Below are 17,040 nucleotides of genomic sequence, written 5' to 3'. Positions count from 1 at the left end.
AACCTTCTGCGCGTGAGGTGCACCATGGCCAAAGTTATTTTGAAGAAAAAAATCGACGCTTCGACGACTGCTCTGAGCGACGTTAAATCTTACGCCCGCAAGATCTGGCTGGCAGGCCTGGGGGCCTACACCAAGGTCGGCCAAGAGGGCAACGAGTACTTTCAAGAGTTGATCGTCGCGGGTCAAGCTGTTGAAAAGAAAGGCAAAGAAGCAGTTGCCGAGAAACTTGAAGCAGCGAATGCCGAGATCGACGAAGCCAAGAGTGAAGTCACTACTTTCAAAGGTAAGGTCGAAGTTCAACTCGACAAGGTCGAGAAGGCTTTTGACTCGCGTGTCGCAAGTACCTTGAATCGTATCGGCATTCCGTCTAAACATGACGTTGAGACACTCTCTGCCAAGCTCGATGAGCTGACGGCATTGCTCGAACGCGTCGCGCGTAAATCTTAAGGAGAACGGGATGGCTGGTAAAAAGAGTACTGAAAAAGAAGGCAGCTCGTGGATCGGGAAAGTCGAAGACTACTCCCGCAAAATCTGGCTGGCTGGTTTAGGCGTGTATTCGAAGATCGACACTGACGGCAGCAAGCTCTTCGATACATTGGTCAAAGACGGCGAGAAAGCCGAGAAGCTCACCAAGAGCGCTGTCGGCAAGAAAGTCGATGCGGCCAAGGACTCTGCTTCGTCGGCCAAGTCGCGCATCAGCGGCGTGAAAGATCGGGCACTGGGCAAGTGGGATGAGCTGGAAGGGGCTTTCGACAAGCGTCTGAACAGCGCCATTTCGCGCCTGGGTGTACCGAGCCGTAATGAAGTCAAAGCGCTGCACAGCAAGGTCGATACCCTGACCAAGCAGATCGAGCGTCTGACCGGTGCGAAGGTTGCGCCTGTTGCGGCGAAAACCGCGGCGGCCAAACCTGCTGCGAAGTCCGCTGCCAAACCACTGGCCAAGGCTGCCGCTAAACCGGCTGCCAAACCAGCGGCCAAAACTGCCGCAGCGAAACCTGCAGCAGCCAAGCCAGCGGCCAAACCGGCAACCAAGCCAGCGGCAAAACCTGCCGTAGCGAAGAAGCCAGTAGTGAAAAAACCGGCAGCGCCGAAAGCCGCTGCACCAAAACCAGCAGTAGCTGCCGCCAAACCGGCAACCCCGGTCAGCGCATCGAACTCCGCTGCTGCGCCAACCCCTGCTGCAACCCCGACTGTCGCGCCAGCTCCATCGACGCCAACCAGTCAGTCCTGATTTCAGGGCTCAAGAAAACGCCCGGCCTGCTAAGGTCGGGCGTTTTTGTTTGTGCACGATTCGTAAAGCACCGCAGTACCCCTGTGGGAGCGGTGTGCAGGGTTACTCGTGTTCTTCCAGATACTGCAACGCCAACTGCTCCGTCGCCACCTTGATCGGCGGCAACAAATGCGGCGCCACCAGCATCATGATCTGGTACACCACCAATCTCACCTCACCTTCACGATCAAGAATCCGCTGGTAGTCCAGCGAGAACAGCAGCGTCATGGTGATCTGCTCCACCAGTTGTCCCAGTGCCTGGGTCTCGCTGACCAATTGCCCCTGAGCCTTCAATCGAGCGAGTAACGAAGCCAGCGTGCGCTTCAACGCATTGAGCAGGTTGCGTATGCCCTTGGCCAGTTTCGGCAAGCGCCCGGCGAGGTTCGACAGGTCCTGGAACAGAAACCGGTAGTGGGCCAGGCGTTCGACGATCAGGTGCAGGAACAGCCAGTAATCTTCCGGTGCAAGCTCGACATCGGCCGGTGGATCAAGCAGGGGCGCCAGTTCGACCTGGAAGCGCTCGAACAACCCGAGAATCAGCGGTTCCTTGCCGTGGAAGTGGTAGTAGAGGTTGCCCGGGCTGATCCCCATTTCATTGGCCACTTCCATGGTGGAGACGTTCGGTTCGCCCTTCTGATTGAACAACTGCAAAGCACATTCGAGAATCCGGTCGCGGGTTTTCATCCAGTCTTCTTAATGGTTCGTTGAACGTCAGCGCACACGCACGTAAGTACCGGGTGCTGCCTCCATCGGTGGATAGTTCGAGTTGCCGAGGGCGATGTCGGTTTCTTTTTGCGCGCCTGAACGTTCTTGAATCCAGCTCAGCCACTGGGTCCACCAACTGCCGTCGACTTGCTTGGCGTCGTAATACCAGGCCCGTGGGTCACTGCTCAGTTTCGTGCTTTCGACGAAGTTGGCTTTCGGGTTGGAGGGCGGGTTGAGAATGCTCTGCACATGCCCGCTGTTGGAGAGCACGAAGCGTCGCTCGCCACCCAGCAGCAGGGTCGAGCGATACACCGCATCCCACGGGGTGATGTGGTCGTTGATGCCCGCGACGCTGAAACTGTCGACGGTGACTTTCTGCAAGTCGATTGGCGTGCCGCACACCTCCAGACCACCCGGATGACTCAGCGGGTTGTGTTTGAAGAAGTCCAGCAAGTCGCCATGGAGGGCTGCCGGCAAACGTGTGTTGTCGTTGTTCCAGTAGAGGATGTCGAACGCTGGCGGCTCCTTGCCCAACAGGTAATTGTTAACGAAATAGCTCCAGATCAGATCGTTGGGGCGCATCCAGGCGAAGACCTTGGCCATGTCGCGGCCGTCGAGCACACCTTTCTGATAGGAGCGACGCTTGGCCGCCTCAAGGGTCTGTTCGTCAGCGAAGAGGGCCGCAGGCGAGTCCATCTGACTGTCGAGCAGGCTTACCAGATACGTTGCGCTGGACACTCGCCGCAATTGCCGCTTGGCCTGCAAATGCCCTTGCAGCGCGGCAATGGTCAGCCCGCCCGCGCAGGCGCCCATCAGATTGACTTCGCGAGCACCGGTGATCGCCCGGCAGACGTTCATCGCTTCTTCCACGGCTTCCACGTACGTCGACAGTCCCCATTCGCGATGACGTACATCCGGATTGCGCCAACTGATCATGAAGGTCTGCAAACCGTTTTTCAGGGCGAACTGGACGAAGCTGTTGCCGGGGCTCAGGTCGAAAATGTAGTACTTGTTGATCTGTGGCGGCACCACCAGCAGCGGTTTGGAATACTGCTTTTCGCTCATCGGCTTGTACTGGATCAGCTCCAGCAGCTCATTGCGAAACACCACGGAGCCCGTAGTGGTGGCGACCGTTTTGCCGACCTCGAAAGCTTGCTTGGTGACTTGTCTGGGCAAGCCATCGTTGTGCAGGAAGTCGTCGACCAGGTGGCTGATACCTCGCACCAGGCTGTTGCCGCCGGAGTTGAAGATCTCCTTGATCGCCAGCGGATTAAGCAGGCTGTTGGACGGTGCCATGGCGTCATTGAGCATGGCGAACGCGAAGTGGGCGCGGGCGCGATCGTCCGGGCTCATGTTGCTCTCGTCGATCCAGTTTTTGACCTGCTTTTGCCAGGTCAGGTAGGCCTGCAAACTGCGGCGATAAAAAGGGTTGAGGCTCCACGCCGGGTCGGCGAAGCGTTTGTCCTGCGGATTGGTCGCATACAGGGTTTCGCCCAGCAGCACGCGGCCCAGTTGACCGCCCAGTTTCAAGGCGTGTCGGGCGCTGTGCACCGGGTGGCGCAAGCCATGGGCGGCAACACTGCGCAGGGTCGACAACAAATCCCGACCGCGCACGCCGGTAATCGCACTCTGTGCATTGATGAACGCGGCGGGAGTGGGTAAAAAGTCCCTCGCTGGTTTTTCGCGCATGAATCAACACTCCTTCGTCTTCAGGCCAAATACAGATACACCGAACCAGAACACCATAGACGCTGTTACGGGTTGTTGCGCGGCGCGGCGTCCTGCCGAGCCTTTTTTCGTTAACAAAAACCGGGGCCGATCAACCGCCCTATGGCGCCGGATGCGGATGCATCACGGCGCGCTGCCGCTCCTCCTCGAGGAATTTCATAATGATCGGTGCCACCGCTTCGGCGCGGGTGATCAGGAACAGATGCCCGTCATCGATGATGTGCAGCTGGGCATTGGGAATCCGCCAGGCCAGCACGCGCATGTTAATCAGCGGGATCAGCGGATCGTCGTCGCCGGCCAGCACCAGAGTCGGCTGGTGGATCTTGTGCAGCCAGTGAATGCTGGTCCATCCGAGGCCGGCGAACAGTTGCCAGTAGTAACCGAGTTTGCCGGCCGAGCGGACCTTCGCAGCGTGGCTCGCGGCGAGCGTCGGATCGCGCCGGAACGCACCGCCGTAGATCATCGGCGCAATGCGAATCACATGAGACGGCTGGATATAGCGTCGCGGGCTGGCCATCATCCACAGGACTTTCGGCTTGCCCGGTATCATCACCGTGCCGGCCGCCGTGGCCGCCAGAACGAGTTTCTTGCAGCGCTCGGGATAGTCGTAAGCGAACTGCTGGGCGAGGGCCCCCCCCCAGGAAACGCCGATTACATTGACTCGGCCGTAGTCGAGATAGTCGAGCATCCGCGCCGTGAGTTTCGCCAGGCCCGGAAAGCGATACGGTCGATTCGGCGTCGATGAACCGCCGACACCAGGGACGTCGAAGGCAATGACTTCCAGGTCCGGATCCAGCGCCGCGACGAACGGAAACACCAGCTCCAAATTGGCGCCGATGCCGTTGAAAATCAGCAAGGGCGTCAAGTGAGGCTTGCCGGGGCGTACCGCCGTGCGGAGGGTCTGGCCATTCAGGTCGACGGTACGAAATATGAATTGTTGCGGCATGCTTCAAGCCCTGTGGGTCATTTCTCAAATTCATCCTCGATCCCTGTAGGAGCGAAGCTTGCTCGCGAACGCGTCAGATCAGTCGACATCTATGTTGAGTGAATGACCGCTTTCGCGAGCAAGCTTCGCTCCTACAGGGGCGCGAGGTGTGTCAGTTACCGCTCATGCACATAGGTGCCCGGCGCAGCTTCGCCCGCCGGATAAGCCTTGTTGCCCAAACTGCCCGGAGACTTCTTCAGCTTGCCCGAACGCTCGGCTTGCCATGCCTGCCAGTGCAGCCACCAGGAATCAGTGTGTTTGGTGGAATTTTCTTGCCACTCCTCGGCCTTGACCGGCATCTCGGTGCTGGTCATGTAGCGCGATTTCGGATTGCCCGGCGGATTCAGAATGCTCTGGATATGCCCGCTGCTGGACAGCACGAATTCGACCTTGCCACCGAACAGTTGCGCCGACTTGTAGCAGGACTTCCACGGGGTGATGTGGTCGTTGGTGCCGGCCAGGGAGAAAATGTCGGCAGTGACCTGCTTCAGATCGATCGGTGTGCCGCACACTTCCAGTGCATCAGGACGGATCAGAGGGTTGGTTTTGAACAACTCGATCAGGTCGCCGTGGAACGCTGCGGGCAACCTTGTGGTGTCGTTGTTCCAGAACAGGATGTCGAAAACCGGCGGTTCGTTGCCCAGCAGGTAGTTGTTGACCCAGTAGTTCCAGATCAGGTCGTTGGGGCGCATCCAGGCGAAGACTTTTGCCATGTCGCGGCCTTCCAGGACACCGGCCTGATAGGAGTGACGCTTGGCGGATTCGAGGGTCTGCTCGTCGACGAACAGTGCCACGTCGCTGTCCAGAGTGGTGTCCAGCACGCTGACCAGCAGCGTCAGGGCGTTGACCTTGTTCTCACCGATCGCGGCGTAGTGGCCCAGCAGGGCGGTGCAGGTGATGCCACCGGAGCAGGCGCCGAGCATGTTCACATCTTTGCTGCCGGTGATCGCGGTGACCACGTCGACCGCTTCCTTGAGCGCTTCGATGTAGGTCGACAGACCCCATTCGCGCTGCTCCTTGGTCGGGTTGCGCCAGCTGACAATGAACGTTTGCACATTGTTGCGCAGGCAGAAACGCGCCAGGCTCTTGTCCGGGCTCAGGTCGAAAATATAGAACTTGTTGATCTGTGGGGGCACCACCAGCAGTGGGCGCTCGTACACCTGCTCGGTGGTCGGCCGATAGTGGATCAACTCCAGCACGTCATTGCGAAACACCACCGCGCCTTCGGTGACGCCCAGGCTCTTGCCGACCTCGAACGCGCCCATGTTGACCTGGCTCGGCATACCGCCGTTGTGCACCAGGTCCTTGGCCAGATGGGCCAGGCCGTCGAGCAAGCTTTTGCCGCCGGTTTCGAAGAAGCGTTTGACCGCCGCCGGGTTGGCCGCACTGTTGGTCGGGGCCATGGCTTCGGTCATGAGGTTGATCACGAAATGCCCGCGTGCGACGTCCTTGGGCGAGAGGTTGCTGTCGCCGATCCAGTCGTGGAGTTCCTTGCGCCACGCCAGGTAAGTTTGCAAATAACGTTTGTAGAGCGGGTTCTGGCTCCAGGCCGGATCGGCGAAGCGACGGTCATCGCTTGTCGGTAGAAGCTCGGATTTGCCGAACAACACGTTCTTTAGTTCAAGACCGAATTGGGCGACATGCCTGGCGCTGTGAATCGGTTGTCGGATGGCCTGCCTTAGCACCATTCGAGCAGAAGCCAGTAGATCCTTTCCACGCAGCCCAACGACAGGATTCAGCCCCAAGGTGTTTTCCGAGGCTTGATACTTCAAGTCATCGTTATTCTTGTTACTCATCTACGACGCTCCATTGTCCTGAGGCGAGTACCTGGTCCCAGCTGTGCATTCACACGGCAAATGCCAGGTACTACTGCTCGGTTGACCGTTAATACTGCATCGCTGCTTTTTTATCGCAGAGAGCACTGCAGGGAACTTGCCAGTTCCATTGGTTACCCGAGTTTAATTTTTTTCGCAAGCAGGCCAATCGTCGACCCGGAAGCGGAGCATTCAAACAGATGGAATTAGAAAATGCCCTCTAAAGAGCGAGAGGCCCGATTTAGAGCATCAGCTTGACGATGGATTGGTTCGGATCGCGGGTTTTTCCGGCGGCTTTGAGCTCGGCAAGATAATCGTTCCAGAGATCCTCTTGGCGCACGCCCAACTGGTACAGATATTCCCAGGTGAACAGGCCGCTGTCGTGGCCGTCGTCGAAGGTCAATTTCAGTGCGTACTGACCGGCCGGTTCGACCTTGGTCAGGCCTACGCCGATCTTGCCAAATTGCAGGATAGGTTTGCCGTGGCCCTGGACTTCGGCGGAAGGAGAGTGCACGCGCAGGAACTCGGCAGGCAGGTGATATTCCTCGCCGGACGCGTATTTCAGCGACAGGGTTTTCGAGGCTTTGTGCAGTTTGATATCGGTGGGGAGTGGGGTCGTCATTTTGGTTCAGGGCCGCAAGCGGCCCTGCCATGTAGAGAATGAGATCTACAGGATATAACGGGACAGGTCTTCGTTCTGCGCCAATTCGCCCAAGTGGCTGTTGACGTAATCGGCGTCGATCACGATCGCTTTGTCGTCGTGGGCACTGGCCAGATCACCGGCGCTGAACGACACCTCTTCGAGCAGACGCTCAAGCAGCGTGTGCAGGCGACGGGCACCGATATTCTCGGTCTTCTCGTTGACCTGCCAGGCGATCTCGGCAATACGCTTGATACCGTCCGGCTGGAACTCGATAACCAGGCCTTCGGTTTTCAGCAGTGCGCAATACTGCTCGGTGAGCGACGCATGCGGTTCGCTGAGAATGCGCTCGAAATCTTCAGGCGTCAGCGGCTTGAGTTCGACACGAATGGGCAGACGGCCTTGCAGCTCAGGTACCAGATCGCTCGGCTTGCTGAGGTGGAACGCACCGGACGCGATGAACAGGATATGGTCGGTCTTGACCATGCCCAGTTTGGTGTTGACGGTGCAGCCTTCGATCAGCGGCAGCAGGTCGCGCTGTACACCTTCACGGGACACGTCGATGCCACCGGAGTTGCCACGCTTGGCGACCTTGTCGATTTCGTCGATGAACACGATGCCGTGCTGCTCGACGGCTTCCAGCGCCTTGGCCTTCAACTCTTCTTCGTTGACCAGACGACCGGCCTCTTCGTCACGCACCAGTTTCAGCGCTTCCTTGACCTTGATCTTGCGGCTTTTCTTTTTGCCCTTGCCCATGTTGGCGAACAGGCTCTGCAGCTGGTTGGTCATCTCCTCCATGCCCGGTGGCGCGGAGATATCGACGCCGGTCACTTCGGCGACTTCGATTTCGATCTCCTTGTCATCCAGCTGACCTTCGCGCAGGCGCTTGCGGAACAGCTGACGGGTGTTGGAGTCAGCCGACGGTGCGGCGTCGTCGTTGCTGAAGCCCATGCGTGCCGGTGGCAGCAGGGCGTCGAGGATGCGTTCTTCGGCGGCGTCTTCGGCGCGGTGGCGAACCTTGGTCATTTCCTGTTCGCGCAACAGTTTGATCGCCGCGTCAGCCAGGTCACGAATGATCGATTCAACGTCGCGGCCGACATAACCGACTTCGGTGAACTTGGTCGCTTCGACCTTGATGAAGGGCGCGTTGGCCAGTTTCGCCAGGCGACGAGCAATCTCGGTTTTACCGACACCGGTCGGGCCGATCATCAGGATGTTCTTGGGGGTCACTTCAACGCGCAGCTCTTCAGGCAGCTGCATCCGGCGCCAGCGGTTACGCAGCGCGATGGCGACGGCGCGCTTGGCATCGTCCTGGCCGATGATATGGCGATTGAGTTCGTGGACGATTTCACGGGGAGTCATGGACATAGTAATTGGCGGTCCTCAAGTAAAAGTGAGCCGTGGCGTGGTGGCCAAAACAGGCTTACTCAGCGAGGTCCTGCTCCTCAATGGTGAAGGTATGGTTGGTGAACACACAGATGTCGCCGGCGATGCCGAGGGCGGTTTCGACGATTTCGCGGGCCGACAGATCGGTTTTCTTCAGCAGCGCGCTGGCGGCGGCCTGGGCGTAACCGCCACCGGAGCCCATGGCGATCAGACCTTCTTCAGGCTCGACCACGTCGCCGTTGCCGGTGATGATCAGAGAGGCATCTTTGTTCGCGACCGCAAGCATGGCTTCGAGGCGGCTGAGGGAGCGGTCAGTGCGCCATTCTTTGGCGAGTTCGACAGCGGCGCGAACCAGGTGGCCTTGATGTTTCTCAAGCTGGCCTTCGAATCGCTCGAAGAGGGTGAAGGCGTCAGCAGTAGCCCCGGCAAAACCGGCGATTACCTGGCCGTGGTACAGGCGGCGAACTTTCTTCGCGTTGCCTTTCATCACGGTATTGCCGAGAGAAACCTGGCCGTCACCGCCCATGACGACTTTGCCGTGGCGGCGAACTGAAACGATGGTGGTCAAGGGAGAGTCTCCACGCAGCGGGGCGAAAATGCCTTATGCCAACTCATATGGGGGTGGTAGAGCGTTTTTCAACTGCGGGGCGGGAGAGGGGACGAGCGGTGTACGGCGGGGATGGGGGTGTTGTCTATTCGGGTGCCTTCGCGGGCAAGCCTCGCTCCTACAGAGATTTACGTAATCCTGTAGGAGCGAGGCTTGCCCGCGAAGAACGATGACGCAGTGTTCCTGGCGAAATCAGCGACTCTGACGCTGTTGTAACAACAGGTTGCTGAACCCGCTTCCAGCCAGTTGTTTCTGGGCAGTAGTCAGCTGTTCGCGGTTGCTGAACGGTCCGACCAATACTCGATACCAGGTCTCGTCCTTCACCGTGCCGGATTCGACCGCTACCGCCTGACCCAGCAAAATGATCTGCGCCCGAACTTTGTCCGCGTCTGCCTCCTTGCGGAACGAACCGGCCTGCAGGAAGAACTTGGTCACTGGCGCCGCTTTGGACACCGGTGGTGCTGGTGGCGGAGTGATCCCGGCCAGTGCGGCCTGAGCCCGCGCGGTATCGATCTTCGCCGCTTGCTCTGGCGTGACCGGCGTCGTCGGAATGGCCGGCACTTGCGGCGTTGGCAGGGTTTTCTCCGGCACGGCATCTGGCGGTACGATGACTTCCGATTCCGGCAGCAAGGTGTAGAAGTCGTACTTCGGCTTCACCGGTTGCGTCGGGCTCGGCGGGGTCTTGTTGGCTTCGGCGATCTTGCTGGCTTTCTGCTGCTCGATTTTCTCGCGCTTGACGCTCTCGCTGCCCTTGCCTGGCTCCAGCTTCATCAGGAACACAATGAATGCGCCGACCGTCAGGCCGATGGCCATCCACAACCAGCCCGGGATCGGTTGCTTTGCAGGAGCTTGGTAACGGCTGGCGCCACGCTTGGGTGCAGGTTTTTTCTTGGCAGCCAACTTACATACGCTCCAGAGTTTCCAGACCCAAGAGTTCCAGGCCTTGCTTGAGAGTGCGGCCGGTCAGCGCGGCGAGGCGCAGACGGCTCTGCATTTGCGCCGGAGTGTCGGCACTGAGGATCGGGCAGTTCTCGTAGAAACTGGAGAACAGACCGGCGACATCGTACAGGTAGGTGCAGAGGATGTGCGGCGTGCCCTTGTCGCAAACGTTGTTCAGCACTTCGCCGAACTGCGCGAGCTTCGCCGCCAGCTCGTGTTCGTGCGCCGCTTCGAGGACGATCTGGCCTTCGACTTCGCTGAAGTCCTTGCCAAGTTTGCGGAACACACCGGCCACGCGGGTGTAGGCGTACAGCAAGTAAGGCGCGGTGTTGCCTTCGAAGTTCAGCATCAGGTCGAAGTTGAAGCTGTAGTCGCTGGTGCGATGCTTGGACAGGTCGGCGTATTTAACCGCGCCAATGCCCACGACCTTGGCGATGTTGCGCAATTCGGCTTCGGCCAGCTCCGGGTTCTTGTCCTTCACCAAGGTGTAGGCACGTTCCTGGGCTTCGGTCAGCAGGTCGATCAGCTTCACGGTGCCGCCATCACGGGTCTTGAACGGACGGCCATCGGCGCCGTTCATGGTGCCGAAGCCCATGTGTTCCATTTCCATCGGGTGCGTCACGAAGCCGGCCTGGCGCGCGACCTGGAACACTTGCTGGAAGTGCAGGGCCTGGCGCTGGTCGACGAAGTACAGCGCGCGATCAGCCTTCAACTTGCCGCTGCGGTAACGCACGGCCGCCAGGTCGGTGGTGGCGTAGAGGTAGCCGCCGTCGGCCTTGACGATGATCACCGGCAGCGGGTCGCCGTCGGCATTCTTGAACTCGTCGAGGAACACGCACTGAGCGCCGTTACTTTCGACCAGCAGTCCGGCGGCCTTGAGGTCGTTGACCACGTTGATCAGGTCGTCGTTGTAGGCGCTTTCGCCCATCACGTCAGCCATGGTCAGTTTGACGTTCAGCAGTTCATAGATTTTCTGGCAGTGCGACAGGGAGATGTCTTTGAACTTGGTCCACAGCGCCAGGCAGTCCGGGTCGCCGGCCTGCAATTTGACCACCAGACCACGGGCGCGGTCGGCGAACTCTTCGGATTCGTCGAAGCGTTGCTTGGCGGCGCGGTAGAAGTTTTCCAGGTCCGACAGCTCATCGCTGGTGATCGGGTTTTCCTGCAGATACGCCATCAGCATGCCGAACTGGGTGCCCCAGTCGCCGACGTGGTTCTGGCGGATGACTTCGTCGCCGAGGAATTCCAGAACGCGGGCCACGCCATCGCCGATGATGGTCGAGCGCAAGTGGCCGACGTGCATCTCTTTGGCCAGGTTCGGTGCCGACAGGTCGACGACGGTGCGCTGCACCGGGCCGGCCTTGTGCACGCCGATGTGGGCGTCGGCCAGGGCGGCGTCCAGTCGGGTGGCCAGGGCTTGGGTGTTCTGGAAGAAATTCAGGAAGCCGGGACCGGCGATTTCAGTCTTGGTGACGTTTTCGTCAGCCGGCAATGCAGCGATGATTTTCTCTGCCAGATCACGGGGCTTCATGCCGGCCGGTTTGGCCAGCATCATCGCGATGTTGCTGGCGAAATCGCCGTGAGTCTTGTCACGGGAGTTTTCCACCTGGATCGCCGGCGACAGGCCTTCAGGCAACACACCTTCGTTGACGAGTTGGGTGATGGCTTGTTGGATCAGCTGGCGAATGGTGTCTTTCATGGTGTTCTCTTTCGACCGCAAGCGCGGCGGCGCTTCGATGCGCTGGTGGAAAAACTGGGCATTATCCGTTGCGAAGACGGGCTTGCCAACTATAGTGGGCAGGTTATGGATATGTGGTGACAAATAGACCGCCTTCGCGGGCAAGTCGGGTCGCCGCACCGCTCGCTCCTACGGATTTACGTCGTTCGCTGATGTTGCGTACAACCCGAACCCTGTAGAAGCGAGCGGTGCGGCGATCCGACTTGCCCGCGAAGGCCATCTTCAATCAATACAAATCGACTGGATCAACATCCAGCGACCAACGCACCGCCCGCCCGCTCGGCATCTGTTCCAGCTCCAGCAACCAGCTGCTCAACAACCGATGCAGCGGCGCCCGAGCCGTCGCTTGCAGCAACAACTGCGCACGATATCGCCCGGCCCGGCGTTCCATCGGTGCCGGCACCGGCCCGAGCAGTTCAATCCCGGTCAAATTCTGCTCGGCCAGCAAGCGCTCGGCCTCGCTACATGCCTCATCGAGAAAACCTTCGGCTTGCCCCGGTTTGTGCGCTTCAGCCCGCAGCAATGCCAGGTGCGCAAACGGCGGTAGACCCGCCGAGCGGCGTTCGCTCAAGGCCTGTTCGGCAAAGGCGAAGTAACCCTGTTCAGTCAATTGCACCAGCAGCGGATGGTCGGCCAGGTGCGTCTGGATAATCACCTTGCCCGGTTCTTCAGCGCGTCCCGCACGCCCGGCAACCTGGACGATCAGCTGCGCCATGCGCTCGCTGGCGCGGAAGTCGCCGGAAAACAGCCCGCCATCGGCATCAAGAATCGACACCAGGGTCACCCGTGGGAAGTGATGCCCTTTGGCAAGCATCTGCGTGCCGACCAGAATGCACGGTTGGCCCTTCTGGATGGTCGCGAACAGCTGATTCATCGCGTCCTTGCGCGAGGTGCTGTCGCGGTCGACCCGCAGCACCGGGACATCCGGAAACAAAATCCCCAATCGCTCTTCGGCGCGCTCGGTGCCGGCGCCCACTGGCCGCAAATCGACCTTGCCGCATTTCGGGCAATGCCGGGGCACGCGTTCGACGTAGCCGCAATGGTGGCAGCGCAACTCACCGGAGCGCTGGTGCACGGTCATGCGCGCATCGCAGCGCTGGCACTCGGACATCCAGCCGCAGTCGTGACACAGCAAGGTCGGCGCAAAACCGCGACGGTTAAGGAACACCAATACTTGTTGGCCCGCGGCCAGTGTCTGACCGATGGCTTGCTGCATCGGCCCGGAAATGCCGCTGTCCAGCGGGCGGCTTTTTACGTCCAGGCGCAGAAATCGCGGCTGTTTGGCGCCACCGGCACGCTCGTTTAATCGCAGGAGGCCATAACGGCCGGTGTAGGCGTTGTGCAGGCTTTCCAGCGAAGGCGTGGCGGAACCTAGGACAATCGGGATGTTTTCCTGGCGGGCGCGGACCAATGCCAGGTCGCGGGCGTGATAGCGCAAGCCTTCCTGCTGTTTATAGGAGCCGTCGTGCTCTTCATCGATGATGATCAGGCCGGGGTTCTTCATCGGCGTGAACAGCGCCGAACGGGTGCCGATAATAATGTCGGCGTCACCGTCCCGGGCGGCGAGCCAGGCTTCGAGGCGTTCTCGATCATTGACCGCCGAGTGGATCAGCGCGATGCGCGCATTGAAACGCTGCTCGAAGCGCGCCAGGGTCTGCGGGCCGAGGTTGATCTCCGGGATCAGCACCAGTGCTTGTTTGCCGGCCTCAAGGGTTTCGCGGATCAACTGCAAATAGACTTCGGTCTTGCCGCTGCCGGTGACGCCGGCCAGCAGGAACGCGTGATAACTGTCGAACCCCGCACGAATGGCTTCATAGGCCGCGCGCTGCTCGGGGTTGAGTGGCAGTTCCGGCTGCGCCAGCCAGTGTTCGTGGCGGGCGCCGGGCGCGTGCTTGCGGATGTCGACTTGCACCAGATCCTTGGCCAGCAGCAAGTCCAGGCTGTCCTTGCTCAGCATCAGTTTGCTCAACAACTGATGGGCGACGCCGTGTGGATGCTGGGCCAGTGTTGCCAGGGCCTCACGTTGACGCGGGGCGCGAGCGATGCGCGGGTCATCAAGGCGGGCGCCCGGCGCGGCGGACCAGAAGCGCTCCTGCCGTGCTTCGGCCAGTTCGCCCTGGCGCAGCAACACCGGCAGCGCCCAGCTCAAGGTGTCACCGAGACTGTGCTGATAATACTGAGACGTCCACAGGCACAGTTTGAACAGCGCCGGCGGCAGCGGCGGCGTGGCATCGAGCAAGGCCAGAGCCGGTTTGAGCTTCTCTGCCGGGACTTCGCTGGTGTCGGTGACCTCCACCAGAATCCCGATCATCTCCCTCCGGCCGAACGGCACCCGCAGGCGCATGCCCGGTTGCAACTGGGCGCGCAGGACCCCGGCCGGGGCACGGTAATCGAACAGGCGGCGCAGGGGCGAAGGCAGGGCGAGGCGCAAAATGGCGTCGGGCACGCGATGGTTTACTCGATGATGGGACGGTGAAGAAGGCCGGGAGCCTAGCAGACGGTCGGTAGAAGCGACAGCTTGCGTGATTGCAAAGGTCTGGTAGAATCCGCGGCCTAATTACGTGCGGTATTCAACAATAGTGTTGAGTGGCGGCACGCTAGCCTGAGGAATACACCATGAAAGCCGATATCCATCCAGCGTACGAAACCATTGCAGTAACTTGCAGCTGCGGCAACAAGTTCGAAACTCGTTCGAACCTGTGCAAGCCACTGGGTACTGACGTATGCAACGAGTGCCACCCGTTCTACACCGGTAAGCAGAAGACTCTGGATACTGGCGGCCGTGTACAGCGCTTCGCAGACCGTTTTGGTGCTTTTGGCAAAGCCAAAGCTCCTGCTGCTGCAGAGTAAGGTTGCAAAGCCCGATGGGCTTTACCTTGCTGATGAAAAAGGCGTCCCTTGCGGGCGCCTTTTTTGTGTCCGCGATTTGGCTGTCCGGTGCCCAGGCCTTCTGCCCGGCGCCGAGCGGGTTGACATCCGTCGCGGTGCAGCGGGTGGTGGATGGTGACACGCTGCGCCTGAACGATGGCCGCAGCGTGCGCATGATCGGTTTGAATACGCCGGAGCTGGGCAAGAAAGGCCGCTCCGACGAGCCCTTCGCGGTGACGGCGCGCCGACGCCTGGAAGCTCTGGTGGCCGCCAGCGATGGGCGGGTCGGTTTACTGCCGGGCAAAGAGAGCAAAGATCATTACGGTCGCACGCTGGCCCATGTCTATGGCGCCGATGGCGCCAACCTCGAAGCGCAGTTGCTCGCTGAGGGGCTCGGTTTTCAGGTGGCGGTCGCGCCGAATGTCGATCTGGTCGACTGCCAGCAAGCGGCGGAACACAGTGCCCGTCAGGCCGGACTCGGGTTGTGGCGCCAATCCCCTGTGCTCAAGGCAGAGCAGATCAGCACGTCTGGTTTTGCTGTGCTCAGCGGTCGTGTGAGCAAGGTTCAGCGCAATCGCGGTGGGGTTTGGATCGAGTTGCAGGAGTCGGTTGTATTGCGCGTTGCACCCAATATGTTGGAACAGTTCGATGTTGCGACGCTTGAGCGGCTGAAGGGCAGGCAGATTGAGGCGCGTGGCTGGGTGCTGGACCGTTCGCGGCGCGGTGGACTTAAACAAGGGCAGGCGCGCTGGCTTCTGCCATTGACCGACCCGGCGATGCTGCAAGCGGCGCCATGAGAAAAAACTGTAGACATTTGTTTCGTAGATTGTGAACAGTTCATCCCTTGTATTCCGCGGCTCTTGGTCCAAAGTCGTAGGGCCGGGCGCTTGACAGGGGTGACCGGTCAGTCTTGTGGGGACTTTGCGACACGCGTATCCTCGGCGGTCCGTCTGTCCAACAGTAAAAAGCGGAATGCCCACATGTCTGATTTGAAAACTGCCGCTCTCGAATATCACGCCTATCCTCGTCCAGGGAAGCTGAGTGTCGAGCTCACCAAGGCCACCGCTACCGCCCGCGACCTGTCGCTGGCCTACAGCCCCGGCGTAGCCGAACCAGTACGCGAAATCGCCCGCGATCCTGAACTGGCCTACAAGTACACCGGCAAGGGCAACCTGGTTGCAGTCATTTCCGATGGCACCGCAATTCTCGGCCTGGGTAACCTCGGCCCATTGGCTTCCAAGCCAGTGATGGAAGGTAAAGGCGTGCTGTTCAAGCGCTTCGCCGGCATTGACGTATTCGACATCGAAGTCGATTCCGAAAGCCCGCAAGCCTTCATCGACACTGTCAAGCGCATCTCCATCACCTTCGGTGGCATCAACCTGGAAGACATCAAGGCACCTGAGTGCTTTGAGATCGAACGCGCTCTGATCGAGCAGTGCGACATTCCGGTATTCCACGATGACCAGCACGGCACCGCGATCGTTACGGCGGCCGGCATGATCAACGCCCTGGAAATCGCTGGCAAAACCCTCGCTGACGCCAAGATCGTCTGCCTGGGCGCCGGTGCGGCCGCCATCTCCTGCATGAAATTGCTGGTGAGCATGGGCGCCAACATCGAAAACATCTTCATGGTTGACCGTACCGGTGTGATCCACTCCGGCCGTGACGACCTGAACCAGTACAAGGCTGTCTTCGCTCACGCGACCGACAAGCGCACCCTGGCTGACGCCCTGACCGATGCAGACGTGTTCGTGGGCCTGTCCGGCCCGAACCTGCTGAGCGCTGAAGGCCTGAAATCCATGGCAGCCAACCCGATCGTGTTCGCGTGCTCAAACCCTGATCCGGAAATTTCCCCGGAACTGGCTCACGCCACCCGTGACGACGTGATCATGGCCACCGGCCGTTCGGACTACCCGAACCAGGTTAACAACGTGCTGGGCTTCCCGTTCATCTTCCGCGGTGCCCTGGACGTTCGCGCCAAGCGCATCAACGAAGAAATGAAAGTGGCTGCCGCCAACGCCCTGCGTGAACTGGCCAAGCTGCCGGTTCCTCAGGAAGTGTGCGACGCCTACGGCGGCATCAAACTGGAATTCGGTCGTGAGTACATCATTCCGAAACCAATGGATGCGCGTCTGATCACCCTGATCTCCGATGCTGTGGCCAAGGCCGCGATCGAGACCGGCGTAGCGACCCTGCCGTATCCGAAGAACTACCCGCTGAAAAGCGTGGATGACGTGTTCAACGGCTAAGTCGTTGTAGCGCTTCAACAGAAAGCCCCGGCTCTTGTGAGTCGGGGCTTTTTTATTACCGTCGATGATCGTTCCCACGCTCTGCGTGGGAATGCCTCTACGGACGCTCCG

15 protein-coding genes are annotated in these 17,040 nt (G+C 59.9%); 5 read left to right on the top strand and 10 right to left on the bottom strand.

Annotated features, from left to right (window positions below; translation table 11 throughout):
• The first annotated feature begins 24 nt into the window (after positions 1-24).
• Positions 25-447 (top strand): phasin family protein, encoded by a 423-nt coding sequence (locus QK293_RS19400; RefSeq protein ID WP_282379945.1) that lies wholly within the window; start codon positions 25-27, stop codon positions 445-447.
• A gap of 10 nt (positions 448-457) precedes the next feature.
• Positions 458-1,231 (top strand): phasin family protein, encoded by a 774-nt coding sequence (locus QK293_RS19395; RefSeq protein WP_282379944.1) that lies wholly within the window; start codon positions 458-460, stop codon positions 1,229-1,231.
• Positions 1,232-1,333: 102 nt separating this feature from the next.
• Here QK293_RS19395 and QK293_RS19390 read toward each other — a convergent pair whose 3' ends face one another.
• The 10 genes from QK293_RS19390 to QK293_RS19345 all read right to left on the bottom strand — a co-directional run bounded on the left by QK293_RS19390 (position 1,334) and on the right by QK293_RS19345 (position 14,258).
• Positions 1,334-1,954: a TetR/AcrR family transcriptional regulator gene (locus tag QK293_RS19390; RefSeq protein ID WP_282379943.1), complete on the bottom strand. Its 621-nt coding sequence runs from the start codon at positions 1,952-1,954 to the stop codon at positions 1,334-1,336.
• A 27-nt stretch (positions 1,955-1,981) separates the two neighbouring features.
• Positions 1,982-3,664 carry a class II poly(R)-hydroxyalkanoic acid synthase gene (phaC, locus tag QK293_RS19385; RefSeq protein ID WP_282379942.1) on the bottom strand — a complete coding sequence of 561 codons (1,683 nt, stop codon included), beginning with the start codon at positions 3,662-3,664 and terminating at the stop codon, positions 1,982-1,984.
• A 139-nt stretch (positions 3,665-3,803) separates the two neighbouring features.
• The gene (gene phaZ / locus QK293_RS19380; protein ID WP_282379941.1) at positions 3,804-4,649 is read right to left on the bottom strand and encodes a poly(3-hydroxyalkanoate) depolymerase; all 846 of its coding nucleotides are present in this window, start codon (positions 4,647-4,649) and stop codon (positions 3,804-3,806) included.
• Positions 4,650-4,804: 155 nt separating this feature from the next.
• Positions 4,805-6,484 (bottom strand): class II poly(R)-hydroxyalkanoic acid synthase, encoded by a 1,680-nt coding sequence (phaC, locus tag QK293_RS19375; RefSeq protein ID WP_282379939.1) that lies wholly within the window; start codon positions 6,482-6,484, stop codon positions 4,805-4,807.
• A gap of 259 nt (positions 6,485-6,743) precedes the next feature.
• Entirely contained in the window at positions 6,744-7,124 is a 381-nt protein-coding gene (locus QK293_RS19370) for a DUF971 domain-containing protein (RefSeq protein WP_282379936.1), read from the bottom strand.
• A gap of 45 nt (positions 7,125-7,169) precedes the next feature.
• Positions 7,170-8,510 (bottom strand): ATP-dependent protease ATPase subunit HslU, encoded by a 1,341-nt coding sequence (gene hslU, locus QK293_RS19365; protein WP_282379934.1) that lies wholly within the window; start codon positions 8,508-8,510, stop codon positions 7,170-7,172.
• 55 nt (positions 8,511-8,565) lie between these two features.
• Entirely contained in the window at positions 8,566-9,096 is a 531-nt protein-coding gene (hslV, locus tag QK293_RS19360; RefSeq protein ID WP_007899242.1) for an ATP-dependent protease subunit HslV, read from the bottom strand.
• Between the two features lie 231 nt (positions 9,097-9,327).
• On the bottom strand, positions 9,328-10,035 hold the full coding sequence (locus tag QK293_RS19355) for an SPOR domain-containing protein (RefSeq protein ID WP_282379929.1): 708 nt from the start codon (positions 10,033-10,035) through the stop codon (positions 9,328-9,330).
• A 1-nt stretch (position 10,036) separates the two neighbouring features.
• A complete protein-coding gene (argS, locus tag QK293_RS19350; RefSeq protein ID WP_282379926.1) occupies positions 10,037-11,773 on the bottom strand; it encodes an arginine--tRNA ligase in 1,737 nt (578 codons plus the stop codon).
• Positions 11,774-12,038: 265 nt separating this feature from the next.
• Positions 12,039-14,258 (bottom strand): primosomal protein N', encoded by a 2,220-nt coding sequence (locus QK293_RS19345; RefSeq protein WP_282379924.1) that lies wholly within the window; start codon positions 14,256-14,258, stop codon positions 12,039-12,041.
• Positions 14,259-14,428: 170 nt separating this feature from the next.
• Between QK293_RS19345 and rpmE the strand changes: the two genes are divergently transcribed.
• The 3 genes from rpmE (at position 14,429) to QK293_RS19330 (ending at position 16,929) form a co-directional block, all read left to right on the top strand.
• A complete protein-coding gene (gene rpmE, locus QK293_RS19340; protein ID WP_282379923.1) occupies positions 14,429-14,662 on the top strand; it encodes a 50S ribosomal protein L31 in 234 nt (77 codons plus the stop codon).
• Between the two features lie 14 nt (positions 14,663-14,676).
• Positions 14,677-15,477: a thermonuclease family protein gene (locus QK293_RS19335; protein WP_282379921.1), complete on the top strand. Its 801-nt coding sequence runs from the start codon at positions 14,677-14,679 to the stop codon at positions 15,475-15,477.
• 183 nt (positions 15,478-15,660) lie between these two features.
• The gene (locus tag QK293_RS19330; RefSeq protein ID WP_282379920.1) at positions 15,661-16,929 is read left to right on the top strand and encodes a malic enzyme-like NAD(P)-binding protein; all 1,269 of its coding nucleotides are present in this window, start codon (positions 15,661-15,663) and stop codon (positions 16,927-16,929) included.
• Positions 16,930-17,040 lie beyond the last annotated feature (111 nt).

This window comes from Pseudomonas sp. AL03 (genome assembly GCF_029960815.1).
In the GTDB taxonomy this organism is placed as follows: domain Bacteria; phylum Pseudomonadota; class Gammaproteobacteria; order Pseudomonadales; family Pseudomonadaceae; genus Aquipseudomonas.
This window is presented reverse-complemented; position numbering and strand designations above follow the sequence as displayed.

What these genes read in the sequence shown, in the direction of transcription:
- QK293_RS19330 (WP_282379920.1), top strand. Translation starts at nt 15,661, where the DNA reads ATGTCTGATTTGAAAACTGCCGCTCTCGAATATCACGCCTATCCTCGT.
- phaZ (WP_282379941.1), bottom strand. Translation starts at nt 4,649, where the DNA reads ATGCCGCAACAATTCATATTTCGTACCGTCGACCTGAATGGCCAGACC.
- QK293_RS19335 (WP_282379921.1), top strand. Translation starts at nt 14,677, where the DNA reads ATGGGCTTTACCTTGCTGATGAAAAAGGCGTCCCTTGCGGGCGCCTTT.
- QK293_RS19370 (WP_282379936.1), bottom strand. Translation starts at nt 7,124, where the DNA reads ATGACGACCCCACTCCCCACCGATATCAAACTGCACAAAGCCTCGAAA.
- phaC (WP_282379939.1), bottom strand. Translation starts at nt 6,484, where the DNA reads ATGAGTAACAAGAATAACGATGACTTGAAGTATCAAGCCTCGGAAAAC.
- rpmE (WP_282379923.1), top strand. Translation starts at nt 14,429, where the DNA reads ATGAAAGCCGATATCCATCCAGCGTACGAAACCATTGCAGTAACTTGC.
- QK293_RS19390 (WP_282379943.1), bottom strand. Translation starts at nt 1,954, where the DNA reads ATGAAAACCCGCGACCGGATTCTCGAATGTGCTTTGCAGTTGTTCAAT.
- hslU (WP_282379934.1), bottom strand. Translation starts at nt 8,510, where the DNA reads ATGTCCATGACTCCCCGTGAAATCGTCCACGAACTCAATCGCCATATC.
- QK293_RS19400 (WP_282379945.1), top strand. Translation starts at nt 25, where the DNA reads ATGGCCAAAGTTATTTTGAAGAAAAAAATCGACGCTTCGACGACTGCT.
- phaC (WP_282379942.1), bottom strand. Translation starts at nt 3,664, where the DNA reads ATGCGCGAAAAACCAGCGAGGGACTTTTTACCCACTCCCGCCGCGTTC.
- argS (WP_282379926.1), bottom strand. Translation starts at nt 11,773, where the DNA reads ATGAAAGACACCATTCGCCAGCTGATCCAACAAGCCATCACCCAACTC.
- QK293_RS19395 (WP_282379944.1), top strand. Translation starts at nt 458, where the DNA reads ATGGCTGGTAAAAAGAGTACTGAAAAAGAAGGCAGCTCGTGGATCGGG.